22 protein-coding genes and 1 pseudogene are annotated in these 25,469 nt (G+C 37.1%); 19 read left to right on the top strand and 4 right to left on the bottom strand.

Going from position 1 to position 25,469, the window contains the following annotated elements; genetic code table 11:
• Positions 1 to 976 precede the first annotated feature (976 nt).
• The 10 genes from LQ188_RS22305 (at position 977) to LQ188_RS22350 (ending at position 9,545) form a co-directional block, all read left to right on the top strand.
• Entirely contained in the window at positions 977 to 2,089 is a 1,113-nt protein-coding gene (locus LQ188_RS22305) for an extracellular solute-binding protein (RefSeq protein ID WP_230178319.1), read from the top strand.
• Entirely contained in the window at positions 2,079 to 2,912 is an 834-nt protein-coding gene (locus tag LQ188_RS22310) for an alkaline phosphatase family protein (protein ID WP_230178320.1), read from the top strand. Before LQ188_RS22305 ends, LQ188_RS22310 begins: the two co-directional genes overlap by 11 nt.
• 38 nt (positions 2,913 to 2,950) lie before the next feature.
• Complete coding sequence (locus LQ188_RS22315; protein WP_098936008.1) at positions 2,951 to 3,805, top strand: ABC transporter permease subunit; 855 nt, start codon at positions 2,951 to 2,953, stop codon at positions 3,803 to 3,805.
• Positions 3,802 to 4,605, top strand: a complete 804-nt coding sequence (locus LQ188_RS22320; RefSeq protein ID WP_034313149.1) for an ABC transporter permease subunit — start codon at positions 3,802 to 3,804, stop codon at positions 4,603 to 4,605. Before LQ188_RS22315 ends, LQ188_RS22320 begins: the two co-directional genes overlap by 4 nt.
• 68 nt (positions 4,606 to 4,673) lie before the next feature.
• Entirely contained in the window at positions 4,674 to 5,687 is a 1,014-nt protein-coding gene (locus LQ188_RS22325) for an ABC transporter ATP-binding protein (protein ID WP_101221537.1), read from the top strand.
• Positions 5,688 to 5,713: 26 nt separating this feature from the next.
• Positions 5,714 to 6,496 carry a DeoR/GlpR family DNA-binding transcription regulator gene (locus tag LQ188_RS22330; RefSeq protein ID WP_230178321.1) on the top strand — a complete coding sequence of 261 codons (783 nt, stop codon included), beginning with the start codon at positions 5,714 to 5,716 and terminating at the stop codon, positions 6,494 to 6,496.
• Between the two features lie 124 nt (positions 6,497 to 6,620).
• Complete coding sequence (locus LQ188_RS22335; protein ID WP_230178322.1) at positions 6,621 to 7,493, top strand: Cof-type HAD-IIB family hydrolase; 873 nt, start codon at positions 6,621 to 6,623, stop codon at positions 7,491 to 7,493.
• 29 nt (positions 7,494 to 7,522) lie between these two features.
• The gene (locus tag LQ188_RS22340; RefSeq protein ID WP_101221540.1) at positions 7,523 to 7,852 is read left to right on the top strand and encodes a multidrug efflux SMR transporter; all 330 of its coding nucleotides are present in this window, start codon (positions 7,523 to 7,525) and stop codon (positions 7,850 to 7,852) included.
• A gap of 30 nt (positions 7,853 to 7,882) precedes the next feature.
• Entirely contained in the window at positions 7,883 to 8,197 is a 315-nt protein-coding gene (locus tag LQ188_RS22345; RefSeq protein ID WP_101221541.1) for a multidrug efflux SMR transporter, read from the top strand.
• 397 nt (positions 8,198 to 8,594) lie between these two features.
• Entirely contained in the window at positions 8,595 to 9,545 is a 951-nt protein-coding gene (locus LQ188_RS22350) for a sugar phosphate isomerase/epimerase family protein (protein WP_230178323.1), read from the top strand.
• Positions 9,546 to 9,848: 303 nt separating this feature from the next.
• Here LQ188_RS22350 and mscL read toward each other — a convergent pair whose 3' ends face one another.
• Together mscL and LQ188_RS22360 are read right to left on the bottom strand one after the other, a co-directional pair.
• On the bottom strand, positions 9,849 to 10,247 hold the full coding sequence (gene mscL / locus LQ188_RS22355) for a large conductance mechanosensitive channel protein MscL (protein ID WP_101221543.1): 399 nt from the start codon (positions 10,245 to 10,247) through the stop codon (positions 9,849 to 9,851).
• Positions 10,248 to 10,750: 503 nt separating this feature from the next.
• Entirely contained in the window at positions 10,751 to 11,218 is a 468-nt protein-coding gene (locus LQ188_RS22360) for a DUF2306 domain-containing protein (RefSeq protein ID WP_230178324.1), read from the bottom strand.
• A 345-nt stretch (positions 11,219 to 11,563) separates the two neighbouring features.
• On the opposite strand from LQ188_RS22360, the gene LQ188_RS22365 reads away from it, so the two are divergent.
• A complete protein-coding gene (locus tag LQ188_RS22365) occupies positions 11,564 to 11,899 on the top strand; it encodes a hypothetical protein (RefSeq protein WP_157830945.1) in 336 nt (111 codons plus the stop codon).
• A 319-nt stretch (positions 11,900 to 12,218) separates the two neighbouring features.
• On the opposite strand, the gene LQ188_RS22370 is transcribed toward LQ188_RS22365, so the two are convergent.
• Positions 12,219 to 13,100, bottom strand: coding sequence for a LysR family transcriptional regulator (locus tag LQ188_RS22370; protein WP_230178325.1), 882 nt, complete (start codon positions 13,098 to 13,100; stop codon positions 12,219 to 12,221).
• A gap of 547 nt (positions 13,101 to 13,647) precedes the next feature.
• Here LQ188_RS22370 and LQ188_RS22375 point away from each other — a divergent pair.
• From LQ188_RS22375 to LQ188_RS22390, 4 genes are all read left to right on the top strand, one after another.
• Entirely contained in the window at positions 13,648 to 15,291 is a 1,644-nt protein-coding gene (locus LQ188_RS22375; protein ID WP_230178326.1) for a PucR family transcriptional regulator, read from the top strand.
• A gap of 292 nt (positions 15,292 to 15,583) precedes the next feature.
• The gene (locus tag LQ188_RS22380) at positions 15,584 to 17,065 is read left to right on the top strand and encodes an alanine/glycine:cation symporter family protein (protein ID WP_230178328.1); all 1,482 of its coding nucleotides are present in this window, start codon (positions 15,584 to 15,586) and stop codon (positions 17,063 to 17,065) included.
• Positions 17,066 to 17,299: 234 nt separating this feature from the next.
• Entirely contained in the window at positions 17,300 to 17,482 is a 183-nt protein-coding gene (locus LQ188_RS22385; protein WP_230178330.1) for a YolD-like family protein, read from the top strand.
• A 266-nt stretch (positions 17,483 to 17,748) separates the two neighbouring features.
• Positions 17,749 to 18,441 (top strand): SDR family oxidoreductase, encoded by a 693-nt coding sequence (locus LQ188_RS22390; RefSeq protein WP_230178332.1) that lies wholly within the window; start codon positions 17,749 to 17,751, stop codon positions 18,439 to 18,441.
• Between the two features lie 129 nt (positions 18,442 to 18,570).
• On the opposite strand, the pseudogene LQ188_RS22395 reads toward LQ188_RS22390, so the two are convergent.
• Positions 18,571 to 18,717 (bottom strand): annotated as a pseudogene (locus tag LQ188_RS22395) (IS5/IS1182 family transposase); the annotation flags it as partial.
• Between the two features lie 413 nt (positions 18,718 to 19,130).
• Here LQ188_RS22395 and LQ188_RS22400 point away from each other — a divergent pair.
• The 4 genes from LQ188_RS22400 (at position 19,131) to LQ188_RS22415 (ending at position 25,427) form a co-directional block, all read left to right on the top strand.
• Positions 19,131 to 20,588, top strand: coding sequence for a CoA-acylating methylmalonate-semialdehyde dehydrogenase (locus LQ188_RS22400; RefSeq protein WP_290370138.1), 1,458 nt, complete (start codon positions 19,131 to 19,133; stop codon positions 20,586 to 20,588).
• Positions 20,589 to 20,634: 46 nt separating this feature from the next.
• Positions 20,635 to 21,975: an aspartate aminotransferase family protein gene (locus tag LQ188_RS22405; protein ID WP_230178419.1), complete on the top strand. Its 1,341-nt coding sequence runs from the start codon at positions 20,635 to 20,637 to the stop codon at positions 21,973 to 21,975.
• Positions 21,976 to 22,294: 319 nt separating this feature from the next.
• Positions 22,295 to 23,776 carry an alanine/glycine:cation symporter family protein gene (locus LQ188_RS22410; protein WP_230178334.1) on the top strand — a complete coding sequence of 494 codons (1,482 nt, stop codon included), beginning with the start codon at positions 22,295 to 22,297 and terminating at the stop codon, positions 23,774 to 23,776.
• 130 nt (positions 23,777 to 23,906) lie between these two features.
• Positions 23,907 to 25,427 (top strand): aldehyde dehydrogenase family protein, encoded by a 1,521-nt coding sequence (locus LQ188_RS22415; protein ID WP_230178420.1) that lies wholly within the window; start codon positions 23,907 to 23,909, stop codon positions 25,425 to 25,427.
• Positions 25,428 to 25,469: the final 42 nt, after the last annotated feature.

Genomic DNA, 25,469 nt, shown 5'->3' on the forward strand with positions numbered 1-25,469 from the left:
TCTAAAATTTTCTCCTTCAATAGAACGAAATTCATAAAGTTTAAAAGTGAAAATAAATAAAGAAAACCTAAAATGAGCCTCCTCCTTATATTAATAAATGTAAGGAGAGAGGAAAATTAAGATCTTGCTTCAGCAGTTGTAATGGTGATTGGAATAAAGAGAATGGATATAATTAATCAAGCAAAATCTTTGTCTTCAAAAAGCTATTAAAATTTGGAAATTCCGTGGTTTCAGCCCAATTTATCTAAGCTTTCTAATAGGTTTCTACGTATGGTTGGAAGGATTTTGAATATTTTGAAATAGACCACGATAGAATATGTAATGAATACAACATTCCATGTTATAGGAATTTCAGTCCCTTCCTCGGGTAGTGGCTAGGGGGACGCAATGATTAAAGTGCTTGGTAGATAAACGTCAATAAAGCGCTCCATTTTGGAGCTCTTTATTGGCGTTTATTCATTTGAATTTTTTTTGAACAGTCGTTGAATCTACTTCACCCTTATGGAGATTTTGCAAAAAAATTCAAAAATTAAGGTTTATCAGAGAGTCGTCTCAGGTGAAGAGTTAGGGAGGAAGCGGGATACCAATTATTATTTATAGACAAACATTGATAATTCTATCTGTTTAATAAGATCTATGTAAAACTCTCTTGTATCAAGAGAGTTTTTTTGCATGAAAAGGTATTTAGCTAATATGGAGTTTTGTTAACGGCGAGCTAAAAAGAAGGGGAAAAGGATGATATGTTTTTAATGAAAATTTTTCACATTCTCTTTTATAGACTTGTCTTTACTTGGTCCTGTTTGCGGACTGTTGTTAATGCTTATGAAAATAAAAGCTGATGAGTTGGAGAAATAAAGAGCAGGTTTACAAAATCTTAACATTTGGTTTATGTGGGATTAATGTTTTCTGATTATGATTAAACCGTAATAAACAGTAATAAACATTAAAGATTCCACACTAAATGGAGGCACTTTTTATGAATCGCACATTCAAGAAGAATTGTTACAAGTCTATTCAAGCTTTGATATTAGGGGTGAGTGTACTGGGATTAGCTGCTTGTGGAGCTACTAATGAGGAGGCTGCTTCAGTGGTTAAGGATCCAAGTTCGTTAACCTTGAAAGAAATTGAAACAAAGGCAAAAGAAGAGGGGACTATTAATAGTGTTGGTATGCCTGATTCATGGGCTAACTGGGGAGAAACTTGGAATGAAGTGATGAAAAAATATTCATTGGAACACAATGATACAGATTTGTCCAGTGCCGAAGAGATTGCCAAAATGGAATCTGAAGGAGAGAATGCAACAGCCGATATCGGCGATGTAGGGATTTCCTTTGGGCCAATCGCGGAACAAAAAGAATTAACGATGCCATATAAAACTTCCTATTGGGACGAGGTACCTGAGTGGGCAAAAGATGACAATGGAGATTGGGTTGTTGGCTACCAAGGAACGATTGCATTCTTTACTAATAAAGAATTAGTAGAAAACCCGCCTAAATCTTGGGATGACATATTAAAAGGGGATTATAAAGTAACAGTTGGAGATGTCCAGCGTGGTACACAGAATCAAATGGCCGTACTTGCTGCCGCTATCGCTTACGGCGGTGATGAAACAAATCTCCAACCAGGAATTGACTATTTTGCGAAGCTTGCCAAGCAAGGCCGCCTTAGCTTGACTGATGCCAAGCCGGCTAACATCGAAAAAGGGGAAGTGGAAGTTGCACTTGTTTGGGATTTCAATGCTCTTGGTTACGCTGACCAAATTAACCGCGATCAATTTGAAGTGATCATTCCAAGTGAAGGTTCAGTCGTAAGCGGCTACGCAACCATTATTAACAAATTTGCCAAGCATCCGCATGCGGCAATGGCAACTAGAGAATATATCTTAAGCGATGAAGGACAAATTAATTTAGCTAAAGGATTTGCCCGTCCAATTCGCGATGTAGAACTTCCGAAAGAAGTAGCTGAAAAAATGGTTCCAGAAGAACAGTATAAAAATGCAAAACCAATTGAAGATTACAAAGCTTGGGAAGAAACGGCTAAAAATTTACCTCAGATTTGGCAAGAAGAGGTGTTAGTCCATGTCAAATAAAGTAATAGCAATCGTTGTTGATGGTATGAGATACGATAAAGCATGCGAAGCGCTGGGATTTATTCAGCATTTAGTCGAAACGAATCAAGCGTCACTTTACAAAGTTAAGTCGGAGCTTCCAAGTCTTTCCCGTCCATTATATGAAGTGTTGTTAACAGGTACGCCGGCTTCAATAAATGGGATTACGTCCAATCAAGCCGTTCGTTTATCTACTGAGAAAAGTCTCTTTCATCTTACGAAAGAAAACGGGTTAAGAAACGGAACAGTGTCCTATTACTGGGTAAGCGAACTTTATAATCGTGCGCCATTCCATTTTATTGAAGACCGTGAGCAAGAAGATGAATCCAATCCAATTCAATACGGAAAATTTTATTGGGACGATGACTATCCAGATAGCCATGTGTTAATGGATGCAGAAGCTTTACGTAGAAAGTATGACCCTCACTTTTTATATATTCATCCGCTCGGTGTAGATGTAAAAGGAGAAATTTTTGGCTCGGAATCAAAAGAATATCGTGAGCAAATCCTAAAAATGGGAAGCTTGTTGGCACAACTATTGCCAATTTGGATCAAAGAAGGTTACCACATATTAATTACATCGGATCATGGCATGAGTGAATATGGCAACCATGGCGGCATAACTGATGGTGAACGTGATGTACCGCTCTTAATCATTAGTCCAAAAGTTGAGCCTGGCATTTATGGTGAAGTGGTTCCGCAATTAGCTTTTGCACCGCTCGTTTGTGAACTATTAAATATTGAGCCGTCCGATAAAATGATTTCATATCAATTTCCAGGTCTGAAAGGAAAAGTCACCCTGTAAAAACATTATTGTTAGAGAACATAGAGGAGCGAGAAGTCTTGCGAAAAATAAAAAAACAAAAAATTTACTTATTAGCTCTTTTACTGCCATTTATTATGTTTGTGATTGGATTTGAGATAGGACCATTAGTGGCAATGATTAAAAATAGTTTTTATGCAGATGATGGAATTCAAGTTACGATTGATCAATACTTAACCATATTCAAAAGTGAATTTTACTTACAAGCCATTAAAAATAGCCTGGTCATTTCCTTGTTTTCTGCTATAACTTCTGTGATTGTAGCAGTCATTGCAGCCTATTCGTTTACAAAGTTCTCTCAAAAAATACAAAACCGACTACTGATGGTTACCAATATGACGTCGAACTTTGAAGGGATTCCCCTTTCATTTTCATATATTATCTTACTTGGAAACAATGGGTTGTTTACGTTGCTATTTGCCAAGATTGGTTGGGACCTGTTTGCAGATTTTAATTTATATTCCTGGACAGGCCTCATTCTTGTTTATATTTATTTTCAAATTCCGCTTGCCGTTATGCTCATTTACCCGTCTTATCAAGGAATTAGGCAACAATGGAAAGAAGCATCTTCATTATTAGGAGGGTCAACATTTTCATTTTGGCTTCGGATAGGGGTTCCAGTTCTTTTACCTAGTATTGTAGGTACATTCAGTATTTTGTTTGCTAATGCGATGGGAGCCTACGCAACAGCCTATGCATTGGTCGGCAGCAACTATAACATATTGTCATTGCAAATTGCTTCTCTAGTTGCTAGTGATGTTGCATTAAAGCCGCAGCTAGGTAGTGCATTGGGAGTCCTTCTAGCAACGACCATGATAGGGGCGATGTGGTTCAATGAACGAATGATGCGTAGAGTTAGGAGGGATTTACGATGAAGTCTTCATTGACATTTCATAAATTGTTTGTTGGATTACTAGTTATATATTTATTAATTCCGCTTGTAGGAACACTTTTATTCTCGATTGCTGGTAAATGGGATCATACGATTTTACCTGAGAGTTATACGCTGAAATGGTATATTGAATTGTTTCAAGATGAACGGTTTTATGATGCTTTCCGACGAACACTGTTTTTAATTGTCATGTCTGTAGGTCTTAGTGTTGTTATTATGCTTCCGACAATTTTTATTATCACGGTATATTTCAGTAAATGGGAAGGATTGCTCCAAGCCGCAGCCATGCTTCCTTATGGAGTTCCTCCGATTGTTGGAGCCGTTGGATTAATCAAGCTATATTCTGCTGGACCGATTCAAATTGCCGGAACACCTTGGATTTTAATTGGTGCTTATTTCATAACCATTCTACCATTTATGTATCAAGGAATTCGTAACAGTCTTCGTACGCTTAATGCTGTACAACTTGTTGATGCAGCTGAATTACTCGGTGCCACAAAATTCCAAGCCTTTCGTACGGTGGTGTTTCCAAATATTATATCTGGAATTTTAGTGTCTACCTTATTATCTGTCTCTCTTTTATTTAGTGAGTTTGCTTTTGCCAATTTGCTTGTCGGGGGCCGATTCGAAACCCTTCAAATTTATCTATCCGACAAACTAAACAGCAGTGGTCACTTAACAAGTGCAATTGTTATAACCTATTATTCAATGATTTTACTTTTAACTGGGACTGTATTAAAGCTTACGTTTAGAAACAAAAGAAATCCTGTCGGGTCAAAATAAGAAGCGAATTCCTTCATTTTTTTTAGAAAAATACCGTCATAAAATACTACTTTAGAAGGTGAAAACTAATGAGCTATGTAACCATCGAACAAGTGACTAAGGGATATGACAATCAATTAGTTTTAAATAATATTTCTTTAACATTAAAAAAAGGTGAATTTGCTACACTTCTTGGGCAAAGCGGGTGTGGAAAAAGTACATTATTACGTTCCATTGCGGGACTTGAAGACGTTGATGTAGGAAGAATCTTAATTGATGGAAAAGATATTACTGATTTATCACCGCGTCAGCGTGAAGTCGGTATGGTGTTTCAGTCTTATGCGCTTTTCCCGAATATGAATGTTTTTGATAATATCGCTTACGGCCTTAAAATGAAAAAGGTGAAAAATCTTAAGTCAAAAGTGAAAAATATGATTGATATGGTTGATTTAATAGGAAAAGAAGAGTCTTATCCTCATCAGTTATCTGGTGGACAACAGCAGAGGGTTGCTCTTGCCCGCGCGCTTGTCATGGAGCCAAAAGTACTGCTTCTGGATGAGCCGTTAAGCGCATTAGATGCTAAAATTAGAAAAAGTTTGCAAAAAGAATTAAAGAGAATACAGAAAGAATTAGATATCACAACTATTTTTGTTACACATGATCAGGAAGAGGCAATGACGATGTCTGATCGAATTTTTGTCATGAATAAAGGACAAGTTGTACAATCCGGTTCTCCTTCAGAAATTTATACTTCTCCAGTCAATACATTTGTTGCAAAATTTATCGGGAATTATAATGTCTGTAATATGGAAGTTTTCCGAAAACTTGTTCGCACCAAAGAATTAAAAGGGAATGAAGTTGCCATTCGTCCAGAAGTTTTACAATTAGTTTCTGTTGGTGAGGACAGTTTGGACTTACAAGAGAATTGGGGGATTAAAGGATTTATTAAGGATGTTTCCATGGCAGGTAATGTTTTAAGGTATGAAGTAGAAACAGAGGAGTGCGCTTTTCATGTAGACTATCTTCACCACCGTGGGGAAATGTTTGAGCAAGGAGCACGCGTTCAAATTCTTGTACCGAAGAAAGAATGCATTATTTTATAAAGTATTGATGATTTAGGGGGAGAAATATGTCTGTTTTGCCTGAAGAAAGAAAGAATGAAATTTTAAAAGAACTTAACAAAATGGGAAAAGTAAAAGTTATAGAATTAGTAGATCTATTTAATGTTTCAGAGGAAACGATTCGACGCGATTTGATGATATTAGAGGAAAAAGGACTGTTAAAGAGGGTTTACGGTGGAGCGATTAAAACAGTCTTTGAATTTGAGGAGCCTCCATTTACACAGCGTACAACGGTGAATCAAGAAGCGAAAATCAAGGTTGGGAAAAAAGCGGTGGAACTCATTTCCAATGGAGATGTGATTGCCATTGATGTAGGTACAACCATGCTTGAATTTGCCCAGTGTATTGAAAATAAAAAAGACATTACGATTTTAACCAATTCTCTTCCTGTGTCGTCTGTGTTGACTGAATTGCTCAATCAAAATAAATTTACAGGACAAATTCTATTACTTGGAGGACAAATTGATCCAAAGCATCAATCCATATGCGGGGGTCTCACTGAACAAATGTTAAATCAATTTAATATTGATAAAGCGTTCATTTCAGCTGGTGGCGTTTCCATTCAAAGTGGCGTTAGTAATTATCATTTACGTGAAACATTAGTTTCACGCAAAATGGTCGAGGTATCAAAGCACGTCATATTGCTAACGGATTACTCTAAAATTGGTGTCGACACCTTTTGTAAAGTTTGTCCTCTAGAAAAAGTAGATGTGATTGTCTGCGAGCAACCATTTCCAGAGGAATGGAGAAATGATTCTAAATTAGAGGAAGTCAATTGGATTCAAGCATAGCCCATAAAAGGATATATCGAGATGGAAGAGGGAGTACTCTCTTTTTGAATAGATTTTTGTTGATAGCAGAAAAAAAGCTAGAAAGAAAATTTAATAGATAGAATGAGAAAAGGAGCTATATAGCATGAGTTTCATTGCGATAGATTTAGACGGAACATTATTAAACGACAAGAATGAAATTAGTGAAGAAAATATAAAGGCGATTCAATATGCCCAAAATAGAGGCTTTGAAGTAGTTATTTCAACAGGACGGGCTTATTTTGACGTTCAAACAATTTGTGAAAAAGCCGGGATATCCCCATTTGTAATCGGGACAAATGGCGCAACCATTCATTCAAAAAGCGCAAAGTGCATTTCTTCTATTACGATAACTAAAGATCGTGTTGAATCTATTCTCCAATGGTTAGATGAACGGAATTATTATTACGAAGTGTTCACTGATAAAGCCATCTATACTCTTAAAAAAGGAAGAGAACAGTTCCATAATGAGATTAAAAGTTTGAAAAGCGCAGATTTGAATCCAGATATGAAAGAATTAGTTGAAATAGCGGAAAGGCAATTTGACCAGTTTGGATATGTTTTAGTTGAAAACTATAATGATATCTTAAAACAGGAGGAAGAATTCTATAACATTTTAGCATGTTCTTTTGATGAAAATAAATTAGAGGAAGCCTGGAACCAATTCGAAAATTTTGGTGAGTTGATGGTCGTTTCATCTGCTGATCATAACATTGAAATTACCAGTAAAAGAGCTTCAAAAGGAATTGCCCTTGAAAAATTGGCTTTCTTGATGAATGGCTCATTAGATAAGGCTATGGCAATCGGGGACAGCAACAATGATTTATCCATGTTTCAGAAAGTTGGATACAGCGTAGCGATGGGAAATGCAAAAGATGTCATAAAAAATGCTTGTACAACGACAACCCTTAAAAATGATGAAAATGGGGTAGCTTATGCGATTCATCGATATATGGAGAACTTCGTGGTTCAAAAATAAGTGTCAATGCCAAAGGGGAGAGCGATAAAATGGCATGGATATATATCATAATGGCAGGACTTTTGGAAATTGTCTGGGTGATCGGTCTTAAATATTCACACGGATTCACCAAAATTATACCTAGTATTGTTACGGTAGTTATTATAATCTTTAGTTTCTTTTTACTTTCAAAAGCTTTACATTCAATACCCTTAGGAACTGGTTACGCCATTTTCACTGGATTGGGAACGGTGGGAACTGTAGTAACTGGGATGCTTTTTTTGGGTGAGACCATTAATCCACTGAAAGTATTTTTTATGGCTTTAATGATATTGGGGATGATTGGAATAAAAGTCAATCCAGCAGAGCCTAAACATTAAAGGAAATGAACTGATATAGGGGATGATTCAATGGCTTGGTTTTTTCTTATTATTGCCGGATTTGCCGAAATCGGTAGTGTTATAAGCCTGAAACGTGCAGACGGCTTTAAAAAATTGCTCCCCTCTGTAGCGTGTCTTTTTTTGGGGAGTTTAAGCTTTTATTTTCTATCCTTGTCATTAACTTCTCTTCAAGTCGGGACTGCCTATGCAATATGGACAAGTATCGGCTCTGTTGGAAGTGTTTTAGCAGGAATGATTTTCTTTAATGAACCTAGAAGTTTAAGATTAAACCTATTCATTATGTGTATCATTGCAGGGGCTATAGGAATCAAAATCACTTCTTGACATTAAACTTAAAAAAAACGACCTTAATTTTTAGACAAATAGTTGACTCCCGTAAGGTGTGGGAGTCATTCTATTTAGGGTCCATAGGTAAAGAAGTGTTTTCTTCTATAAATTCTCAAATTGATTAGCAAATTAACCAAAATGTTATGTAAGCGGTGCAACAGTTTCTATAGCAGACTGCTTAGTTGGATATGCCCCTTCCATGTTTGCATTTATTCTATATGGAAGCATTTTGAATCAATCACCAGGAATAGAAGGCAAAAGACTTGTCTTTTGTCAATGATTGCGTTCGGTGTCAAAAGTTTTATTATAAGCAGCTTAGTTAAAATCGTAAACAAAAAAAATCAACCAAATTCACAAAAAAAAAACTAAATGCTTAATTAAAGGTGGGGAAAAAATGAAAATTGGATTAGAAACAGAAAGCTATCACTTGCAATTTATTACGGGTCGAATGGATATTTTCGGTTTTATCAGAAAAACAGCTGAATTGGGATTAGACGGAGTCATGATCAATATTGTTCCATGGCCAGGGTTGTCAGGATGGGGTACATTAGAATCATTTGAGCCGGAATATTTAGAGAGAGTAAGAAAAGAAATTCAAAAGTATGGATTTTTCGCTGAAATAGACACAAATGGAAGCGATCCGGAACATCTAAAAGAAGTCATTAAGGCAGCACATAGAATCGGAGCGGATGTGATTCGTACGTATACATGCTTAGGAGAGTATGATCCGGAAAGATTGAAAAAAGCACCAGGAGATATCAAACAAATTGTACCATTATTAGAGAAATATAGGATAAAACTAGCTGTGGAAAATCATGAGGAAGAGTTAACAGATGAGGTTATTCAAATAATAAATGAAGTCAACAACCCTTGGGTTAGCGCTCATTGTGATGTGGGCAACGGAATGATGGCATGGGAGGATCCAGTTGAAGCTGTAAGAAAATTAGCGCCATATGCATTCACAACCCATTTTAAAGATCATATTATCATTCATGATGGCGAGGATTATAGGGTATGTGGAGTACCAGTAGGGACAGGCAATATTGATACAGAAGAGTGTTTTAAAATACTTGTTGAGAAATCTACCCTAACTAGAATCAACGTTGAAATGTGTTTTCCATATGCCATCAATTTTAAGAGAGAGCTTGGTGCTGGCGGAGTGTTTGCGGTTGGAGAAGGAGCTTTCAAAGTCGAACAACCTCCATATGATTTAAGTGTCATTAAACCATTAGATTACTATTATCCTCCAAAAGAACTTTTAGAACAAATGATTGAAGATCAAGAAAAAGGTACAGTGCAATCGGTTAAGTATACCCTTGCCTTACGGGATAAATATTGCCGATAAATAATATGTAGAAGCAGGGGTGTTGTATAATTCTGTTCATATAATAAAAATTATTACAGCAGTTCCAGCTAATACTTGCTATTGGGTTGATAGAGAGCCTCTTATGATTGCCAACATTACTGTCACTTTGCTTTACGAATTCCGACACACGGTTATTTAATAAGTGTCGCATATCTTGTTATTGTAACGGATACGTAGTTCATTATGACATTAAAAAGCCCCTTTCAATTAAGAGAGGGGCTTTATCTAATTCTTTAGTGAATTTTTGGCTATTTCTACACTTTTACTGATTCAGTATTATACTTATGATGTTTCATCCTGCCGTGAATTTTTTTGTAAAAGATCACGGATTTCCTTTAAATATTGTTCGGATGCCGGTACCGCTTCCAATACCTCTTCCTCGTTCGCTTGTTTTTTTCTAATAAGAGAATTCGCTATCTTCATAAACATGAAAATCGCAAATGAAATGATCAAGAAATCAATCACAGCTTGGACAAATTTACCGTATTGAACAACTGCTTTTCCAACTGTGATAGATAACGAAGAAAAATTGACCCCACCTAATAAAATTCCTATTAGCGGTGTGATAATATTATCTACTAGTGATGAAACGATCTTTCCAAAAGCAGCACCCATTACTACAGCTATCGCAAGATCGAGAACGTTTCCTTTGGTAATAAATTCCCTGAATTCCTTTAACATTGTAACTACACCTTTCTTATTTCAATTGATAAAAGCATATCAGAAACATGGTGAAAATTAAATAGTGTAAGAGGCATCCATAATTCAAAAGATAGGACCATCCATCCGTTTAATCAATTGAATCCGTTAATATAATGCCAATCACGACACTCCGATCAAAGGAGATAAAACGCTATTTTCCATTCGAAACCATTAAAGAGCCGCTATAATAAAACGTCTTATTGAAGAAGGATTTAAGAAAGGTCATGGAACAAAGCAAAAAAGTAATGGAAGGGCAGAGTGGGAACGACTAAGGCGTCATTTTCAATGTCACGTAAGGCCGTTTTCACCAACTTGAGGAAGGGGGTGAATATAAATGTATTCGTTTGGCGATAATTATATTATTGTACTACCCCCTAAGTGGTACTCCTCCATTGTTAAAAGCCCTTCTCTTAATTGAGAGGGGTTTTTTGTTTTGGGATTTGTTAAATGGTTTTTGTTAATATGAGGTATTTGGACTGAACTTAGATTGAATTGGATTTTTTATACTTCTTTCCAACCAACAATATCAGAGGGGAACCTATAATGCTTGGAAGAAACCAAAAAATTAATGGGTTCCATTCATTGAAGATAGTTATATTGGATACATTTACTACAAGAATTGCTGTACAAATAGCGATATAGGATCCGAGCATCCCGCTAATATGAGATACAGTCCAGTTTTTCCATTTCTTCTTACCAGCTACATAGCCTATAAATGCGAAAGAATATGAAAATATTCCAATGAAAAATAAATATGCGCTGCTTTCCCAATTCAATATTGCCATAGTCAGCGATGTGACAAAGACTACAACATATGCACTGTGATAAATTTCACCACAAATTGTATGCATACCTCTTTTTTTCTTTGAAGACATAGCACCTATTCCACTAATAAGACATATTGCTCCAGCGCAAATGTGAATGAACAGAATGGTCTTAAAGATAAGCAATCTTCCCTTCGTTAAATAATCTTTATCAAAATGTAACTGATTATATATTTATTTTATTATAATACAAATATTTACCAAAAATATGAATGTTAATTTTCAAAGAAAAAATCAATTCAGTTATGGCAGATGAGTTTCTATACAATGAAGCATCCTTTGCAAAACGGTCAGGCGCTGTATTTGTTGCGGAAAATCGTCAGTGAATCTGGTTTTTATGTGTTAATTTCTATATTTGGAATAAAGGGTCAGTGCGGTACACAAAAGGGAATTGTGTATCGTCCTTTTTAGGGGAAAAGGAGGATTTTACGTTTCATTTGGAGAATGTTTTGACAAATGGGGGTGGATTATTTGAGACAACATTTTGAACAGGATTTATCTAGAGAGGATATTTTTAGAATGATTGTTAAGCACCTTGATGTATTTCCGTTGACTAGTCTAGAGGCTATCAGAGAAGTGATCAGGAGTTCATTAAATCAAAGAGGCTTGATAGGGGGGATGACCACACAAACAGGAGCCGCTACATATAACCGGAAAATATCAGACCAGGATATCCAATTAATAAATGATTGTATTTGTGACCTCTTAAATAGCCGCGTTATCCAACCTGGTATTAATGAAGTCAATCAGGATTTACCATGGATTTCTGTTTTTGATAAAGAGAAACTTGAAACATATCTAAAATGAAAAGTATAGTATTTTTTAATTTGAAAAAATTTCCTTTGTCATTCGTGAAATATTTTCTTCTTCACTTAAGGTAAGCTTTAACGCCAACTTAGAGGTAAGTTTTTTTCCATATTCTCAGTATATCGCGGCCCTATCAGATTAATCTTCTAGTCTGTAGAATTCGTAAATCTCTAAGCTAGTTCAAATTTAGCTGCTCCAATTTTCTTCTGTACGACTTAATTTCCGTGCACGTTCTCAGATTATAATAAAATTAAGTGGCTCGAAAAGGTAACCCCCTTTTTGAGTCATTTAATTTTATTCGCGAAAAGACGCTATAATGTTAAAAATCCAGTAAATTGTTGTCACTTAACCATGAGTGGACACAATCAACAAACTTTTTAGTTGCAGGTGACATATTCGGTTTTACAGCAAGGCCTATAAAGCGAAAAGATTCAATTTCTAAATTAAGAATACCAATATTGGCAGGAATGCCCGACAAAGTCATTTCAGGTCTAATACTAATGCCTAAATTATTTTGTACCATTGCAATAATCGCCTGATCATCCGATACCTCAAATAGTACGTTAGGCTTTATATTATTCTTTTTAAAAATTTGCTCTATCTCATTCCCCCAGCTCTTTTTGGGCATAATCAAAGGCTCAGTTTCAATTTGTTCAAAAGAAATAGTATTTGATGTATGAAGAGGATGCTGATCTGACAGGATACAAAGCATTTTATCCTTTTTAAAAGGAAGAAATTCCAACGATTTTGTGATTGGTGAAGTGAGAAATCCACAATCTATTCCTCCGGTTGAAACCTCATTTTCTATGGTAAGGTAATCACCCTCAAATAACTTTACGATGATTCCTGGATGGGCATCTTGAAACTTTTTTATAATAAAAGGCAGCCATTGTGCAGCAACACTTGTAAAGGTACCTATCCTGACTACGCCCGTTTCTATACCATTTATTTCTGAAGCTTCTTGTTTCATTTTATCGTTCAGGATTAGAATATCCCGAATATATTCAAGCATGCGTTCACCATTGCTTGTTAAAAAAATCCCCGCTTTCCCTCGTGTAAGTAAAGAAAAACCTAATTCGTTTTCCAAACTAGAAATTGCATGGCTGATACTTGATTGTGTTAAATTTAAAAGTTTTGCAGCTCCTGTCAGACTTCCCGATTCCACAACAGCATTAAAGGCTTCATACCGATTAAGTGTCATTTAATTCTCCCTCATCTATCGAATTAATTCATGTTTACTATTATAAACATTCAATTTACTAATTCATAATGATTTCTTATACTTAAGGTAAGTAAATTTTACTTTTATGAAAATTTTACTCTGTAATGTAGAATGCAAGACTATTAAGAGTTAGCAAAGTATTTCGTTAAAACTATTTCGAGATAATTGTAAGCGCTTTAATATAGGTCTGCATTAGTGATAAATATTTTGTTTTTAAATTATGGATGCTCTCTTTTTGAAAATATATAAATATTGATAAATAAGGGTTTATGTCACTTCTATGATTGCTCAATTAGATTTTTGAAAAAAAAGTGTCAGAAAATATGACAAGAATATTGATGGGAGTTTAGTTTTCAGAATATAATGTTTTTATAGTTAAGAAGAGATAACATTGTGTTACGTTTCATCCAACTTTTTATGCTAATTATTCAAAGTGTGGGAGGAATATTGAAAGGTTTTTTAGACAACTTCAGTGAGGGGAAAAGAATGGTTATTGCTTGTTTAAAACTAAAGGGGGAAGTTGTCAATGAACTTTGAAGTTAAACTATCTGTAAATGAAATTTTAAAAAATAAACACTTTGCAAGTGCTAAGGTTTTGGCTGGCAAAGGAGGACTTGATCGGCTTGTTCGATGGGTCCATGTAATGGAGGTAGATTCAATTGAAAGCCTCTTGAATGGGAATGAATTGATTCTATCTACAGGGGTTGGATGGAAAGGAGGTGAAAATACTTTTACTTCATTAATTCAACAATCCATTGATGCTAACGCAGCTGGTCTTTGTATTGAGTTAGGAACATACATCTCCGAGATACCAGAAGCCGCTTTACAACTAGCAAATACAAATGACTTTCCCTTAATCGTTTTTCAGAAAAAAGTTCGCTTTATTGACATTACACAGGAATTACATAGCCTCTTGATTAAAAAGCATTATAGAATTTTGACTGATTTAGAAGATTACTCAAATAGGTTAAACCAGCTTCTTCTTTCGGCAAACCCACAACAAAGAATTCTCCAGTTAATACATGAACATTTGAAATTAACAGTTTTATACATTACCAATCAAGGTGAAATTGAAATTATTTCTAAGAAGGAAAGAGCAGAGGAAGAGAAAATAATACAATTGTTTAAAAGTAACAACATATCAAAACATATGAGTGTGGCACATCAATCTGTACAGGCTTTAAACCAAACTTTTGCTGATCTCTTTGTTTTTTCGGAATCGGGTTCCATAACAGAATTTGAATCCCTCATCCTAGATCGCAGTGCTATAGCATTGGCACAAAGCCTTTTGCGTGAATTGTATATTGAAGAACAGAGAAAAACTAAAGAAGCGGAATGGGTACGGCGTTGGCTTGAAGGGGAAAATAGCGCTGAACAGATTCAAAAATATCTTTCAGAGCTTGAACCTAATCTCAAATCCAATACTTACACGGTTTTACTTTGCAAAGCAGTTAACATAGAAAAAGTAAGTTCAGAATTTAACTATATAAAAATCTACTGTCGTTCAATGTTTGAACAAAAAGGTATATTTTTATTGACAGATATAGGGAAAAATCAAATTATTTTTATCCTTATAAACAAATGGAAGAAAGAAGACTTTAAGCGCAGAATACAAGAAGGAATAGAAGTTCTAAAAAATTCTGACTCTTTTAAAAAATATAAATTTTCAGATTTCAGTTTCAGCGTCGGTAAATTTGTTACTAATCTAAACGAAGTTAGAAACAGCTATACTTCAGCAAAAGAGACTATGAATATTCGAGAAAAAATACCCAATGAATTAAACAGTATTTTTTATGAAGATTTATATATTTTTCGGATGGTATTAGCTGCTCATGATCAAGGAATCCTTAACGAATTCATCACAGATTATATAGGTCCAGTTATATCACAAGATCAGCAGAATAGTGGAGAATTACTAAAAACATTAAAAACATATTTACAATGTAAAGGTGCAAAAAAAGAAACAGCCGAACAACTTCACATTGTACGTCAAACCCTGTATCATCGACTCGAAAAATTATATGAATTAATTGGAAGGGATTTCATGGATCCATATAAACGTCAAGCCATAGAAGTTGCCATTTCCTCTTATGAATATATTTCTGCTTCTCAGTCTAAGTCTGAATATGAAAATACTACGTTTCCGCGGGTGGTTAACCGATTGTATTAAACTAAGGTCTTTTGTATTATTTGGAAGCAAGAAAACCTATAGCATGGTAGCACTCTTTACCCTTTAGCTTTTGAGCAATGCTGAAGAGGATATAAAACGCTAAGATCTATTTCATCATTTAGATACAAATGATGTTTTAAACAACTAAGTGAATGATACCTCTAAAAGAATGAGTTCTAATAGCAGCTAAGAAAGACTGATTAGTTTTGTATCTTTTTAAAAAAGAAGGATTGCAGAACATATACAATTTACCAATCTGTAAATTGAGAATCTAAGTAAAGGGTGTGCGTTTATGGATAATTTAGTAAATTGGCTGAATGGATATGTATGGAGTCCATTACTTGTATATGGTTTTTTAGGACTGGGGCTGCTTTTTTCTATCTCCACTCGTTTTGTCCAAATAAGGTTTATAAAAGACATGATTAAGCTGTCCTTTGAAGGTGGAGATTCAAAAGCCGGAGTTACGTCTTTTCAAGCACTTGCGATGTCATTGGGCAGCCGGGTTGGTACCGGGAATATAGCAGGTGTGGCTACCGCCATTGCCTTGGGAGGACCCGGCGCGGTTTTTTGGATGTGGGTTACCGCATTCTTGGGCAGTGCAACTTCGTTCATCGAAATCACGCTTACCCAGATCTACAAAAGGAAAATTGATGGACAGTATCGGGGCGGAACACCATATTACATTGAAAAGGGACTGAAGCTCAGGAAGTTTGCCATTTTCTCTGCCGTTCTCTCGTTAATTGTGATGAGCTGTTTATGGCCAGGTATTCAGGCTAATACCGTAGCACTCACGATGAACAGTGCTCTTGGAATACCCCCTATGGTAACTGGGGTCGGTATTATTGTGCTGCTGGGGTTTATCATTTTTGGCGGTGTTAAGCGGATTGCCAAAACAGCAGAAATCATGGTTCCATTTATGGCTATTGGCTATATCATCGTTTGTATTATCGTTTTAAGCTTAAACTTTTCGCAAATTCCCAGTGTGATTTCGCTGATTTTCACCAGTGCTTTTAATTTAAATTCCACTTTTGGCGGATTGATGGGTTCTGCAATTGCATGGGGTGTACAAAGGGGCGTTTATTCGAGTGGAGCTGGTCTAGGCAGTGAAACGTTTGAATCAGGTGCAGCGGAAGTATCCCATCCAGCAAAACAAGGTTTGGTTCAAGCCTTCTCAGTTTACATTGATACCTTACTAATCTGTTCTGCTACAGCATTCATGATTCTGATCACAGGGATGTACAATGTGGCACCGGAAGGGATGGCCCCTATGGTGAATAAGGTTGGAGGCGCAGAGCCATCTGTGTATACTCAGCTCGCTGTTGATTCAGTGTTGCCGCATTTCGGCGCGGGTTTCCTAGCAGTATCCTTATTCTTCTTCTGTTTTACCACGCTGCTGTCTTATTATTACAAAGCTGAAACAAACCTTGCTTTTCTGGCACAAAGCCAGAAAATAAAGTCTAGTTGGCCAAACCATGTCTTAAAAGTTGTCCTCTTGATCACTTCATTTTACGGAAGTGTGAAAACAGCAGCTGTTGTGTGGGCAATGGGTGATTTAGGGATGGGGGCCATGGCCTGGGTAAATCTTGTTGCGATCTTTCTTCTAATCAAGCCGGCTTTACGGGTGTTAAAAGATTATGAAATGCAGAAAAAAGCAGGAAAAGATCCTGTTTTTAACCCGGTAGAGTTAGGAATCAAAGACGCCGAATTTTGGGAAGAAAAGTATAAAGAAACGCAAGGAAATAAACCAAAAGAAGGGAAAACCCTATCTATTTGAAAAGTGAACGGCATTAAAAGCTTTTAATGAAGAGATTATGGTTTAACAGGTAATTAGAAGTTAAGCGTTCTACTGACAAGACCTATTGTATTTATTTTCAATCCTCTCCAAAAGTGAAATTTTTAGGGAGAGGATTGTTTTATGTTTAACGGTTTAAAGATAAAAAGGACTTCTCTTTATAAGCAAATGAAGTATCTTCATTTAATAGAATACTAACCGGAAAGGGATAAGTGGATGTTTTTAAAAGAATTCATAAAAAGTCATTTAATCACCATTAACTATTATGAGGACGGTGTGTTACATACACGTAAGGGTCGTGTTTACAATCTTGATCCGTACGAACAAACCGTTTCTTTGGAAGATGAAAATCAACAGGTCTACGCCATTCGTTTGTCTGGTATTAGGAGTATTTGTTAATTATTATGCTTTTAACAATTTTTTGTGGATTTAAAAATAGTATATAGACAATTAAGATCCTAGGATTCTATTGAAAAGGATGAACGGGATAAAAAGAAATCTATCTCTTCTTAGAAAAGAAGTATTAGCTACACATCTAATCATTATGGTATTTTCCCCCGTTCATTTTGTTCCTAACAAAGGAGGTAAATGAACGGAATTTTAATAAGTATCTTCCTTTAAAGAGAGCTATTACAATTCCTACTAGGAAAAGGAGAAGAATTCAAATGGATGTTCATGTTGTTGTAATTACAGGGGCTGGAAGTGGATTGGGTGCTTCATTGGCAAAAAAATATTCTGATCTAGGCTGTCATGTATGTTTGCTTGGACGAACTCAAACAAAACTTATTCGAACAGCTGAAACATTAAGCCATAATCATTCTATTTATGAAGTAGACATTTCATCTAAAAGTGATGTAGCAAAAGTCATGCAATTAATTAAAGAAGAAGTTGGACAAATTGATCTTTTAATTAACAATGCAGGAGTTGGGATCTTTGATTTGACTGAAAATTTAAGTGAAGAATCCATCCACCAAATGATTGATATTAACTTAAAAGGAACCATCTTTTGTACTCAAGAAGTATTAAACGACATGAAAAAGAGAAATCAAGGCTATATTGTCAACATTGTCTCTTTGTCTGGTAAGCGAGGAAAAGCTATTGAGTCGGTTTATAGTGCAAGTAAATTTGGCGCAAGAGGATTTACTGAAAGTTTAGCGATTGAACTTGAGCATACTGCGATTAGAGTATTTGGAGCTTATATGGGGAATATGAAAACTGAATTATGGGGGGGAGCTAGTTCAGAAGACACGTTTATGGAACCGGATGATGTTGCAGATGTCATTATGGAAAGTATCAAACCGCGAAAATACGCATCAGTTGAAGAAATTATTATTAAAAATAATAAAGATAAATATTAATAAAGAAAGCGTTAATATAAAATCTCTACCATATTCAAGATAAGGGATGCTCTATCAAAATCTTTGTTGTAGGTAAGAGGTTGATAGGCCTGGCATTGCATAGCTGTAATTTATATACGAATACACCTCTGAATACATATCTTTCACCAAGTCGTAAATGAAAGTGAAGACAATGGAAGCCTCAATTTTACCAACCAAAAGGTTCGCCGGTACCAGTTGATCTAAAATAATCATTTCAAGTTGATCTCGTTGAATAGAATGATGTTTCGAAAGCATCCTCATTACCTCAAGTTTTAATAGATCTATTTTAAAACAAAAAAGACTGTAGGCAATAGGAGTTCTATCTAAACTTTAAAAATAGTTGATTGGAGCGGGTGTGCGAGACTCCTGCGGGAATAGCGAGTCCAAGGGAGACCCCACAGGCGCATGTGCGCCGAGGAGGCTCCCGGACCGCCCGCGGAAAGCGAGCGCCCTACGTTCCAATCAACGTCCAAATTTGTACACTCTGTGAAATCCTTAAAAGGGTTTCTTTTTTTATGACAATATGTAAATAATTTCATCTACTCGTATTCATGATGCAGAAAAAAATGACAGAATATTTTACACCTTGTCTAATGGTCTGTATTTATATAACCAATATAATGAGCTCAAGGTATTACTAAGTTTTCATAAAATAGGAGGTTTTAATAGTGGAATTAACGAAGGAAGTTCAAATGTTAAAGAACTATATTGGTGGACAATGGGTGGAATCGGCAAGTGAGCAAATTGAGGAAGTACCAAATCCAGCAACTGGAGAAATCATTGCCCGCATTCCAATTTCTACTCGTGAAGAATTAAACCAAGCGGTTTTGGCTGCTAAGGAAGCTTTTAAAAAATGGAGAAAAGTTGCTGTGCCTCGACGTGCTCGAATTTTGTTCCGTTATCAACAATTATTAGTAGAGAATTGGGAGGATTTAGCAAAAATTATTACCCTGGAAAACGGAAAAAGTTATGCCGAAGCATACGGAGAAGTACAACGGGGGATTGAATGTGTAGAATTTGCCGCAGGTGCCCCTACTTTAATGATGGGAGATCAACTTCCTGATATTGCTACTGGTGTTGAGTCAGGCATGTATCGCTATCCAATTGGCGTTATTGGTGGAATCACACCTTTTAATTTTCCGATGATGGTTCCGTGCTGGATGTTCCCACTTGCCATTGCATGTGGAAACACTTTTGTATTGAAGCCATCTGAAAGAACACCATTGTTGGCTAATCGTTTAGCTGAATTATTTAAAGAAGCAGGACTTCCTGATGGGGTATTAAATATTGTCCATGGCGCACATGAGGTGGTTAATGGCATTTTGGAAAATGAGGATATAAAAGCAGTATCTTTTGTAGGTTCTCAGCCTGTAGCTGAGTATATATACAAAACTGCAGCAGCTAACGGTAAACGTGTACAAGCTCTGGCAGGAGCAAAAAACCACTCAATCGTCATGCCTGATGCAGATCTGGACAACGCTGTAACGAATATTACCGGTGCTGCTTTTGGATCTGCAGGCGAGCGTTGTATGGCGGCTTCAGTAGTCGTTGCAGTTGGAGATGTTGCGGACGAATTAATCGATCGGCTTAAAAAAGCAGCAGATGAAATTACAATTGGAAACGGGATGGATGAAGGTGTGTTTCTTGGTCCTGTCATTCGTGAATCCCATAAAGAACGTACGCTCAGTTACATAGAAATTGGCAAGGCGGAAGGTGCTTCCTTAATTCGTGATGGAAGAAACGATGACGGGATTGAGCAGGGATACTTTGTTGGACCTACGATTTTTGACAATGTGCAAACAAAAATGAAAATCTGGCAGGACGAAATTTTTGCTCCGGTACTTTCGATTGCCCGAGTGGACAGTTTAGAAGAAGCCATTGAACTGACAAACAAGTCTGAGTTCGCAAATGGTGCATGTTTATATACAGACAGTGCAAAAGCCATTCGTGAATTCCGTGAAGAAATTGATGCAGGCATGCTTGGCGTTAATCTTGGGGTTCCGGCTCCTATGGCGTTCTTCCCGTTCTCGGGCTATAAAAAATCCTTCTACGGCGATCTTCATGCAAATGGAAAAGACGGAGTGGAATTCTACACTCGCAAGAAAATGCTTACTGCCCGTTACTAAAAACTGATTTAAAATCATAAAAGAATGGAACGGAGAGCTGATAATGATGCAAGTGACAGACCAAACACAAAACCTGCAAAAAACAGATGAAAAGTACCTTTGGCATGCGATGAAGGGAGCGGCTTCTAATCCGGCAAATATAATTGCCACAAGTGCAGAAGGAGCATGGGTGACGGACATTGACGGCAACCGTTATTTAGATGGTATGTCCGGCCTGTGGTGTGTAAATGTAGGATACGGCCGGAAAGAACTTGCCGAAGCGGCTTTTGAACAACTTCAGGAAATGCCCTATTTTCCTTTAACGCAAAGTCATGTTCCAGCTATTAAATTAGCAGAGAAATTGAATGAATGGCTTGGTGATGATTACGTTATTTTCTTTTCCAATAGCGGATCGGAAGCTAACGAAACAGCGTTTAAAATTGCCCGTCAATATCACCAGCAAAAAGGGGAGCAGGGGCGTTATAAGTTTATTTCACGCTATCGCGCTTATCATGGAAATTCAATGGGTGCTCTTGCAGCAACTGGCCAAGCGCAGCGAAAGTATAAATATGAGCCATTAGGGCAAGGCTTCTTGCATGTTGCACCGCCTGATACGTATCGCAATCCAGAAGATGCCCAAACACTGGCAAGTGCTGATGAAATCGACCGTGTTATGACATGGGAGCTAAGCGAAACAGTTGCTGGTGTGATTATGGAACCAATCATCACTGGAGGTGGAATACTAATGCCTCCAGATGGATACATGAAAAAAGTAAAAGAAATCTGTGAGAAGCATGGTGCGCTGCTTATTTGTGATGAAGTCATTTGCGGATTTGGACGGACAGGGAAAGCATTTGGGTTTATGAACTATGACGTCAAACCAGATATTATTACAATGGCAAAAGGAATTACCAGTGCGTATCTTCCTTTATCGGCAACAGCTGTAAAAAGAGAGATTTATGAAGCCTATACAGGCACAGATGATTATGACCGCTTTCGCCATGTAAACACGTTTGGAGGAAATCCAGCTGCCTGTGCCTTGGCTTTGAAAAACCTGGAAATCATGGAGAATGAAAACCTCATTGAACGTTCCAGAGAGTTAGGCGAAAGGCTGTTAAAGGAGCTGGAAGTGTTAAAAAAGCATCCGAATGTGGGTGATGTACGCGGGAAAGGTCTTCTACTAGGGGTTGAACTGGTTGAAAATAAGGAAACAAAAGAGCCGGCTGGAGTCGCAAAAATGAACAAAGTGATACAGCTTTGTAAAGAAAAAGGCTTGTTAGTAGGGAAAAATGGCGACACGGTTGCAGGGTATAACAATGTTTTGCAACTTTCTCCTCCATTGAGCATTACGGAAGATGATTTTACATTTATAGTTAAAACGTTAACAGAAAGTATCTTTCAACTTTAAATAAGAGTATGTCGATACCAGATAAAACGATGGGCCTAGTCCCATCGTTTTATCTATATAAGAAGAAGCGAAAAATAACTTTAAAGATGTTTATTCCAATTGAAGAATACGAACGGTTCGTTTTTCTCTCATTTTATTATAAAAAGTAAGATCATTAAGAATGTAAATGGTGGGTGTAAGACCAATAAACTAAAAAGCTTGACACAGTGTCTAATGTTAAAATTTTGTGAATATTTTATTTTTAAATGAATGTTTCATTAATTTTAAAGGTTATGTGGAGGATGATGGAGCAAAAAAATAAGTGAAGAGGTGCTTGTTTGTGGAGAATTTAGTAAATTGGCTCAATGGATATGTGTGGAGTCCATTGCTTGTGTATGGATTTTTAGGGCTGGGGCTGCTTTTTTCTATTTTTACACGATTTGTTCAGTTAAGGTTTGTGAAAGACATGATTAAGCTGTCCTTCGAAGGAGGAGATTCAAAAGCAGGGGTTACGTCTTTTCAAGCACTGGCTATGTCATTGGGCAGCCGGGTTGGCACCGGGAATATAGCAGGCGTGGCTACTGCCATTGCCTTAGGAGGGCCAGGAGCGATTTTTTGGATGTGGGTTACCGCCTTTTTGGGCAGCGCCACTTCGTTCATCGAGATTACGCTTACTCAGATCTACAAAAGAAAGATCGATGGGCAGTACCGGGGCGGGACACCTTATTACATAGAAAAGGGACTGAAGCTCAGGAAGCTTGCCATTTTATCGGCCATTCTCACTTTAATTGTGATGAGCTGTTTATGGCCGGGTGTCCAGGCTAATACAGTGGCGTTAACAATGAACAGCGCTTTTGGAATGCCTCCTATGTTAACTGGCATCAGTATCATTGTGCTGCTGGGATTTATCATTTTTGGCGGCGTAAAGCGGATTGCCAAAACCGCAGAAATCATGGTTCCGTTTATGGCGCTTGGCTATATTCTCGTTTGTATTATCGTGTTAAGTCTGAACTTTTCCCACATTCCCAGTGTGCTATCGCTGATTTTCACCAGTGCTTTTAATTTAAACTCCACTTTCGGCGGATTGATGGGTTCTGCGATAGCATGGGGCGTACAAAGAGGGGTTTATTCGAGTGGAGCTGGAATAGGCAGTGAAACGTTTGAATCAGGAGCAGCGGAAGTATCCCACCCAGCTAAACAAGGACTGGTTCAAGTCTTCTCTGTTTATATTAATACGTTATTTATCTGTTCTGCAACCGCATTCATGATTCTGATCACAGGTATGTACAATGTGGAACCGGAAGGCGCGGCACCTATTGTGAATAAGATTGGAAACGTGGAGCCATCTGTGTATACACAGCTCGCTGTTGATTCTGTCCTGCCGCAATTTGGTGCGGGTTTCCTGGCGATCTCTTTATTCTTTTTCTGTTTTACCACGCTGCTGTCTTATTATTACAAAGCAGAAACAAACCTTGCTTTTCTGACACAAAGCAAAAAAACAAAGTCTAGTTGGCCGAACCATGTCTTAAAAGTTGTCTTATTGATCACTTCATTTTACGGAAGTGTTAAAACAGCAGCTGTTGTGTGGGCAATGGGTGATTTGGGGATGGGGGCCATGGCCTGGGTAAACCTTGTTGCGATTTTTCTTCTGACCAAGCCTGCATTACGGGTGTTAAGAGATTATGAAGTGCAGAAAAGAGCAGGGAAAGACCCCGTTTTTAACCCGACAAAGCTGGGAATCCAAGGTGCCGAATTTTGGGAGGGGAAATATAAAGAAGCTCAGGATCCGGTTAGGCGATCTGATCAAAGAAAGCTTAGTTAATGCCAGATGCGTCCAAGAATTTGAGAAAGATATTTTACACACTGTCCAATGAAGAATATGGCAATCTAATTTATCTTTAACTTATACAAAAGTTATAAAACATGTAATTTCATAGAAGAGGTGAATCTTGATGATTTTGGAAACAGCAGACATTAAATCCGTTTTAACTAGCAGCAACACTACTCAGAAGATGTATATTAACGGTGAATGGGTTCTAAGTGAATCAAATCAAACAAGTAAAATCGTTAACCCTGCAAATGGAGAGTTAATTGGAACAGTTACTGTTGGAACAGAAGAAGATGCTAAAAAAGCAATTGAGTCTGCACGAAAGGCATTCTATGAAAATGGATGGATGAATAGCAGAGCTCGAGATCGTGCAGAACTTCTTCTACAAATTTCAAATAAGCTGGAAGAAAGAAAAGAAGAATTTGCTTATTTAGAAACATTGAATAATGGAAAAACATTAAGGGAGTCACTGGGCGATGTTGAAGACGCAGTAAACCAATTACGTTACTATGCGGGATTAGCGACAAAACCACATGGCCAAACTTATGATGTGCCGGATGACATTCAGGCAATGGTTGTTCGTGAAGCAATCGGCGTGGTGGGGATAATTGTTCCTTGGAACTATCCATTAGTAATGGCAAACCAAAAAATTGCTGCAGCAATCGCTGCAGGCTGCTCAATAGTGGTGAAACCAGCAGAGATAACACCACTTTCCCTCATCCGCTTGTTTGAAATTATTGATGAGATGGGCTTTCCTCCTGGTATTGTTAATTTAGTTTTAGGTTCTGGAAGAAAAGTTGGCGCAGAATTAGTTTCTAATCCAAATGTAGATAAAATCTCCTTTACTGGCGGTACTGATACAGGAATTAAACTGATGAAATCAGCAGCAGATACAGTGAAAAAGATTAGTTTGGAATTAGGTGGGAAATCTCCTAATATCGTCTTTGCTGATGCAGATTTTGATGCGGCTGTTGATTATGCATTATACGCCATTTTTGCAAATCAAGGCCAGGTGTGTTCGGCAGGATCACGTTTACTATTAGAAGAGAGTCTATATGAAAAATTCGTACCTGAACTAGTTAGACGTGCGAAGATGATTAAAATAGGTCCAGGTTGGAATGATGGTATTGAAATGGGACCTTTAGTATCGGAAGCACATATGAACACCGTACTTAATTACATTGAAATTGGAAAAAATGAAGGAGCAACTCTGCTTTGTGGGGGCAATCGAATTATCGAAGGTGATTTAGGAAAAGGTTATTTTGTTGAACCGACTATCTTTGGAGATACGACCCCTGATATGCGTATTGTTCAGGAAGAGATTTTTGGCCCTGTGTTAGCCATTCAAACGTTTAAAACCGAAAAGGAAGCGATTGAACTAGCAAATGGTACAGCGTTTGGTTTAGCAGGAGCTGTTTTCTCTCAAGACGGTGCCAAAGCACAGCGGGTGATTCGCCAATTACGTGCAGGAATTACATGGATCAATACGTATCACCCAACTTTTAACGAAGCGCCTTGGGGCGGGTACAAACAAAGCGGAATCGGAAGAGACTTGGGCACATATGGTTTTGAAGAATACCTTGAAACAAAGCAAATCAACATAAATCTAAAAGTAGAACCATCAGGTTTTTTTGAGGGGAAATAAATAATAGTAGGGAGAGTGATCCTATTTGGAAAGGAGGCAGAT

Origin of the sequence: Peribacillus sp. Bi134, assembly GCF_918698065.1 — a bacterium.
In the GTDB taxonomy this organism is placed as follows: Bacteria; Bacillota; Bacilli; order Bacillales; family DSM-1321; genus Peribacillus.

Coding starts and splice junctions, on each gene's coding strand:
- LQ188_RS22305 (WP_230178319.1), top strand. CDS start 977: ATGAATCGCACATTCAAGAAGAATTGTTACAAGTCTATTCAAGCTTTG.
- LQ188_RS22310 (WP_230178320.1), top strand. CDS start 2,079: ATGTCAAATAAAGTAATAGCAATCGTTGTTGATGGTATGAGATACGAT.
- LQ188_RS22320 (WP_034313149.1), top strand. CDS start 3,802: ATGAAGTCTTCATTGACATTTCATAAATTGTTTGTTGGATTACTAGTT.
- LQ188_RS22325 (WP_101221537.1), top strand. CDS start 4,674: ATGAGCTATGTAACCATCGAACAAGTGACTAAGGGATATGACAATCAA.
- LQ188_RS22330 (WP_230178321.1), top strand. CDS start 5,714: ATGTCTGTTTTGCCTGAAGAAAGAAAGAATGAAATTTTAAAAGAACTT.
- LQ188_RS22335 (WP_230178322.1), top strand. CDS start 6,621: ATGAGTTTCATTGCGATAGATTTAGACGGAACATTATTAAACGACAAG.
- LQ188_RS22340 (WP_101221540.1), top strand. CDS start 7,523: ATGGCATGGATATATATCATAATGGCAGGACTTTTGGAAATTGTCTGG.
- LQ188_RS22345 (WP_101221541.1), top strand. CDS start 7,883: ATGGCTTGGTTTTTTCTTATTATTGCCGGATTTGCCGAAATCGGTAGT.
- LQ188_RS22350 (WP_230178323.1), top strand. CDS start 8,595: ATGAAAATTGGATTAGAAACAGAAAGCTATCACTTGCAATTTATTACG.
- mscL (WP_101221543.1), bottom strand. CDS start 10,247: ATGTTAAAGGAATTCAGGGAATTTATTACCAAAGGAAACGTTCTCGAT.
- LQ188_RS22370 (WP_230178325.1), bottom strand. CDS start 13,100: ATGACACTTAATCGGTATGAAGCCTTTAATGCTGTTGTGGAATCGGGA.
- LQ188_RS22375 (WP_230178326.1), top strand. CDS start 13,648: ATGAACTTTGAAGTTAAACTATCTGTAAATGAAATTTTAAAAAATAAA.
- LQ188_RS22380 (WP_230178328.1), top strand. CDS start 15,584: ATGGATAATTTAGTAAATTGGCTGAATGGATATGTATGGAGTCCATTA.
- LQ188_RS22385 (WP_230178330.1), top strand. CDS start 17,300: ATGTTTTTAAAAGAATTCATAAAAAGTCATTTAATCACCATTAACTAT.
- LQ188_RS22390 (WP_230178332.1), top strand. CDS start 17,749: ATGGATGTTCATGTTGTTGTAATTACAGGGGCTGGAAGTGGATTGGGT.
- LQ188_RS22405 (WP_230178419.1), top strand. CDS start 20,635: ATGCAAGTGACAGACCAAACACAAAACCTGCAAAAAACAGATGAAAAG.
- LQ188_RS22415 (WP_230178420.1), top strand. CDS start 23,907: ATGATTTTGGAAACAGCAGACATTAAATCCGTTTTAACTAGCAGCAAC.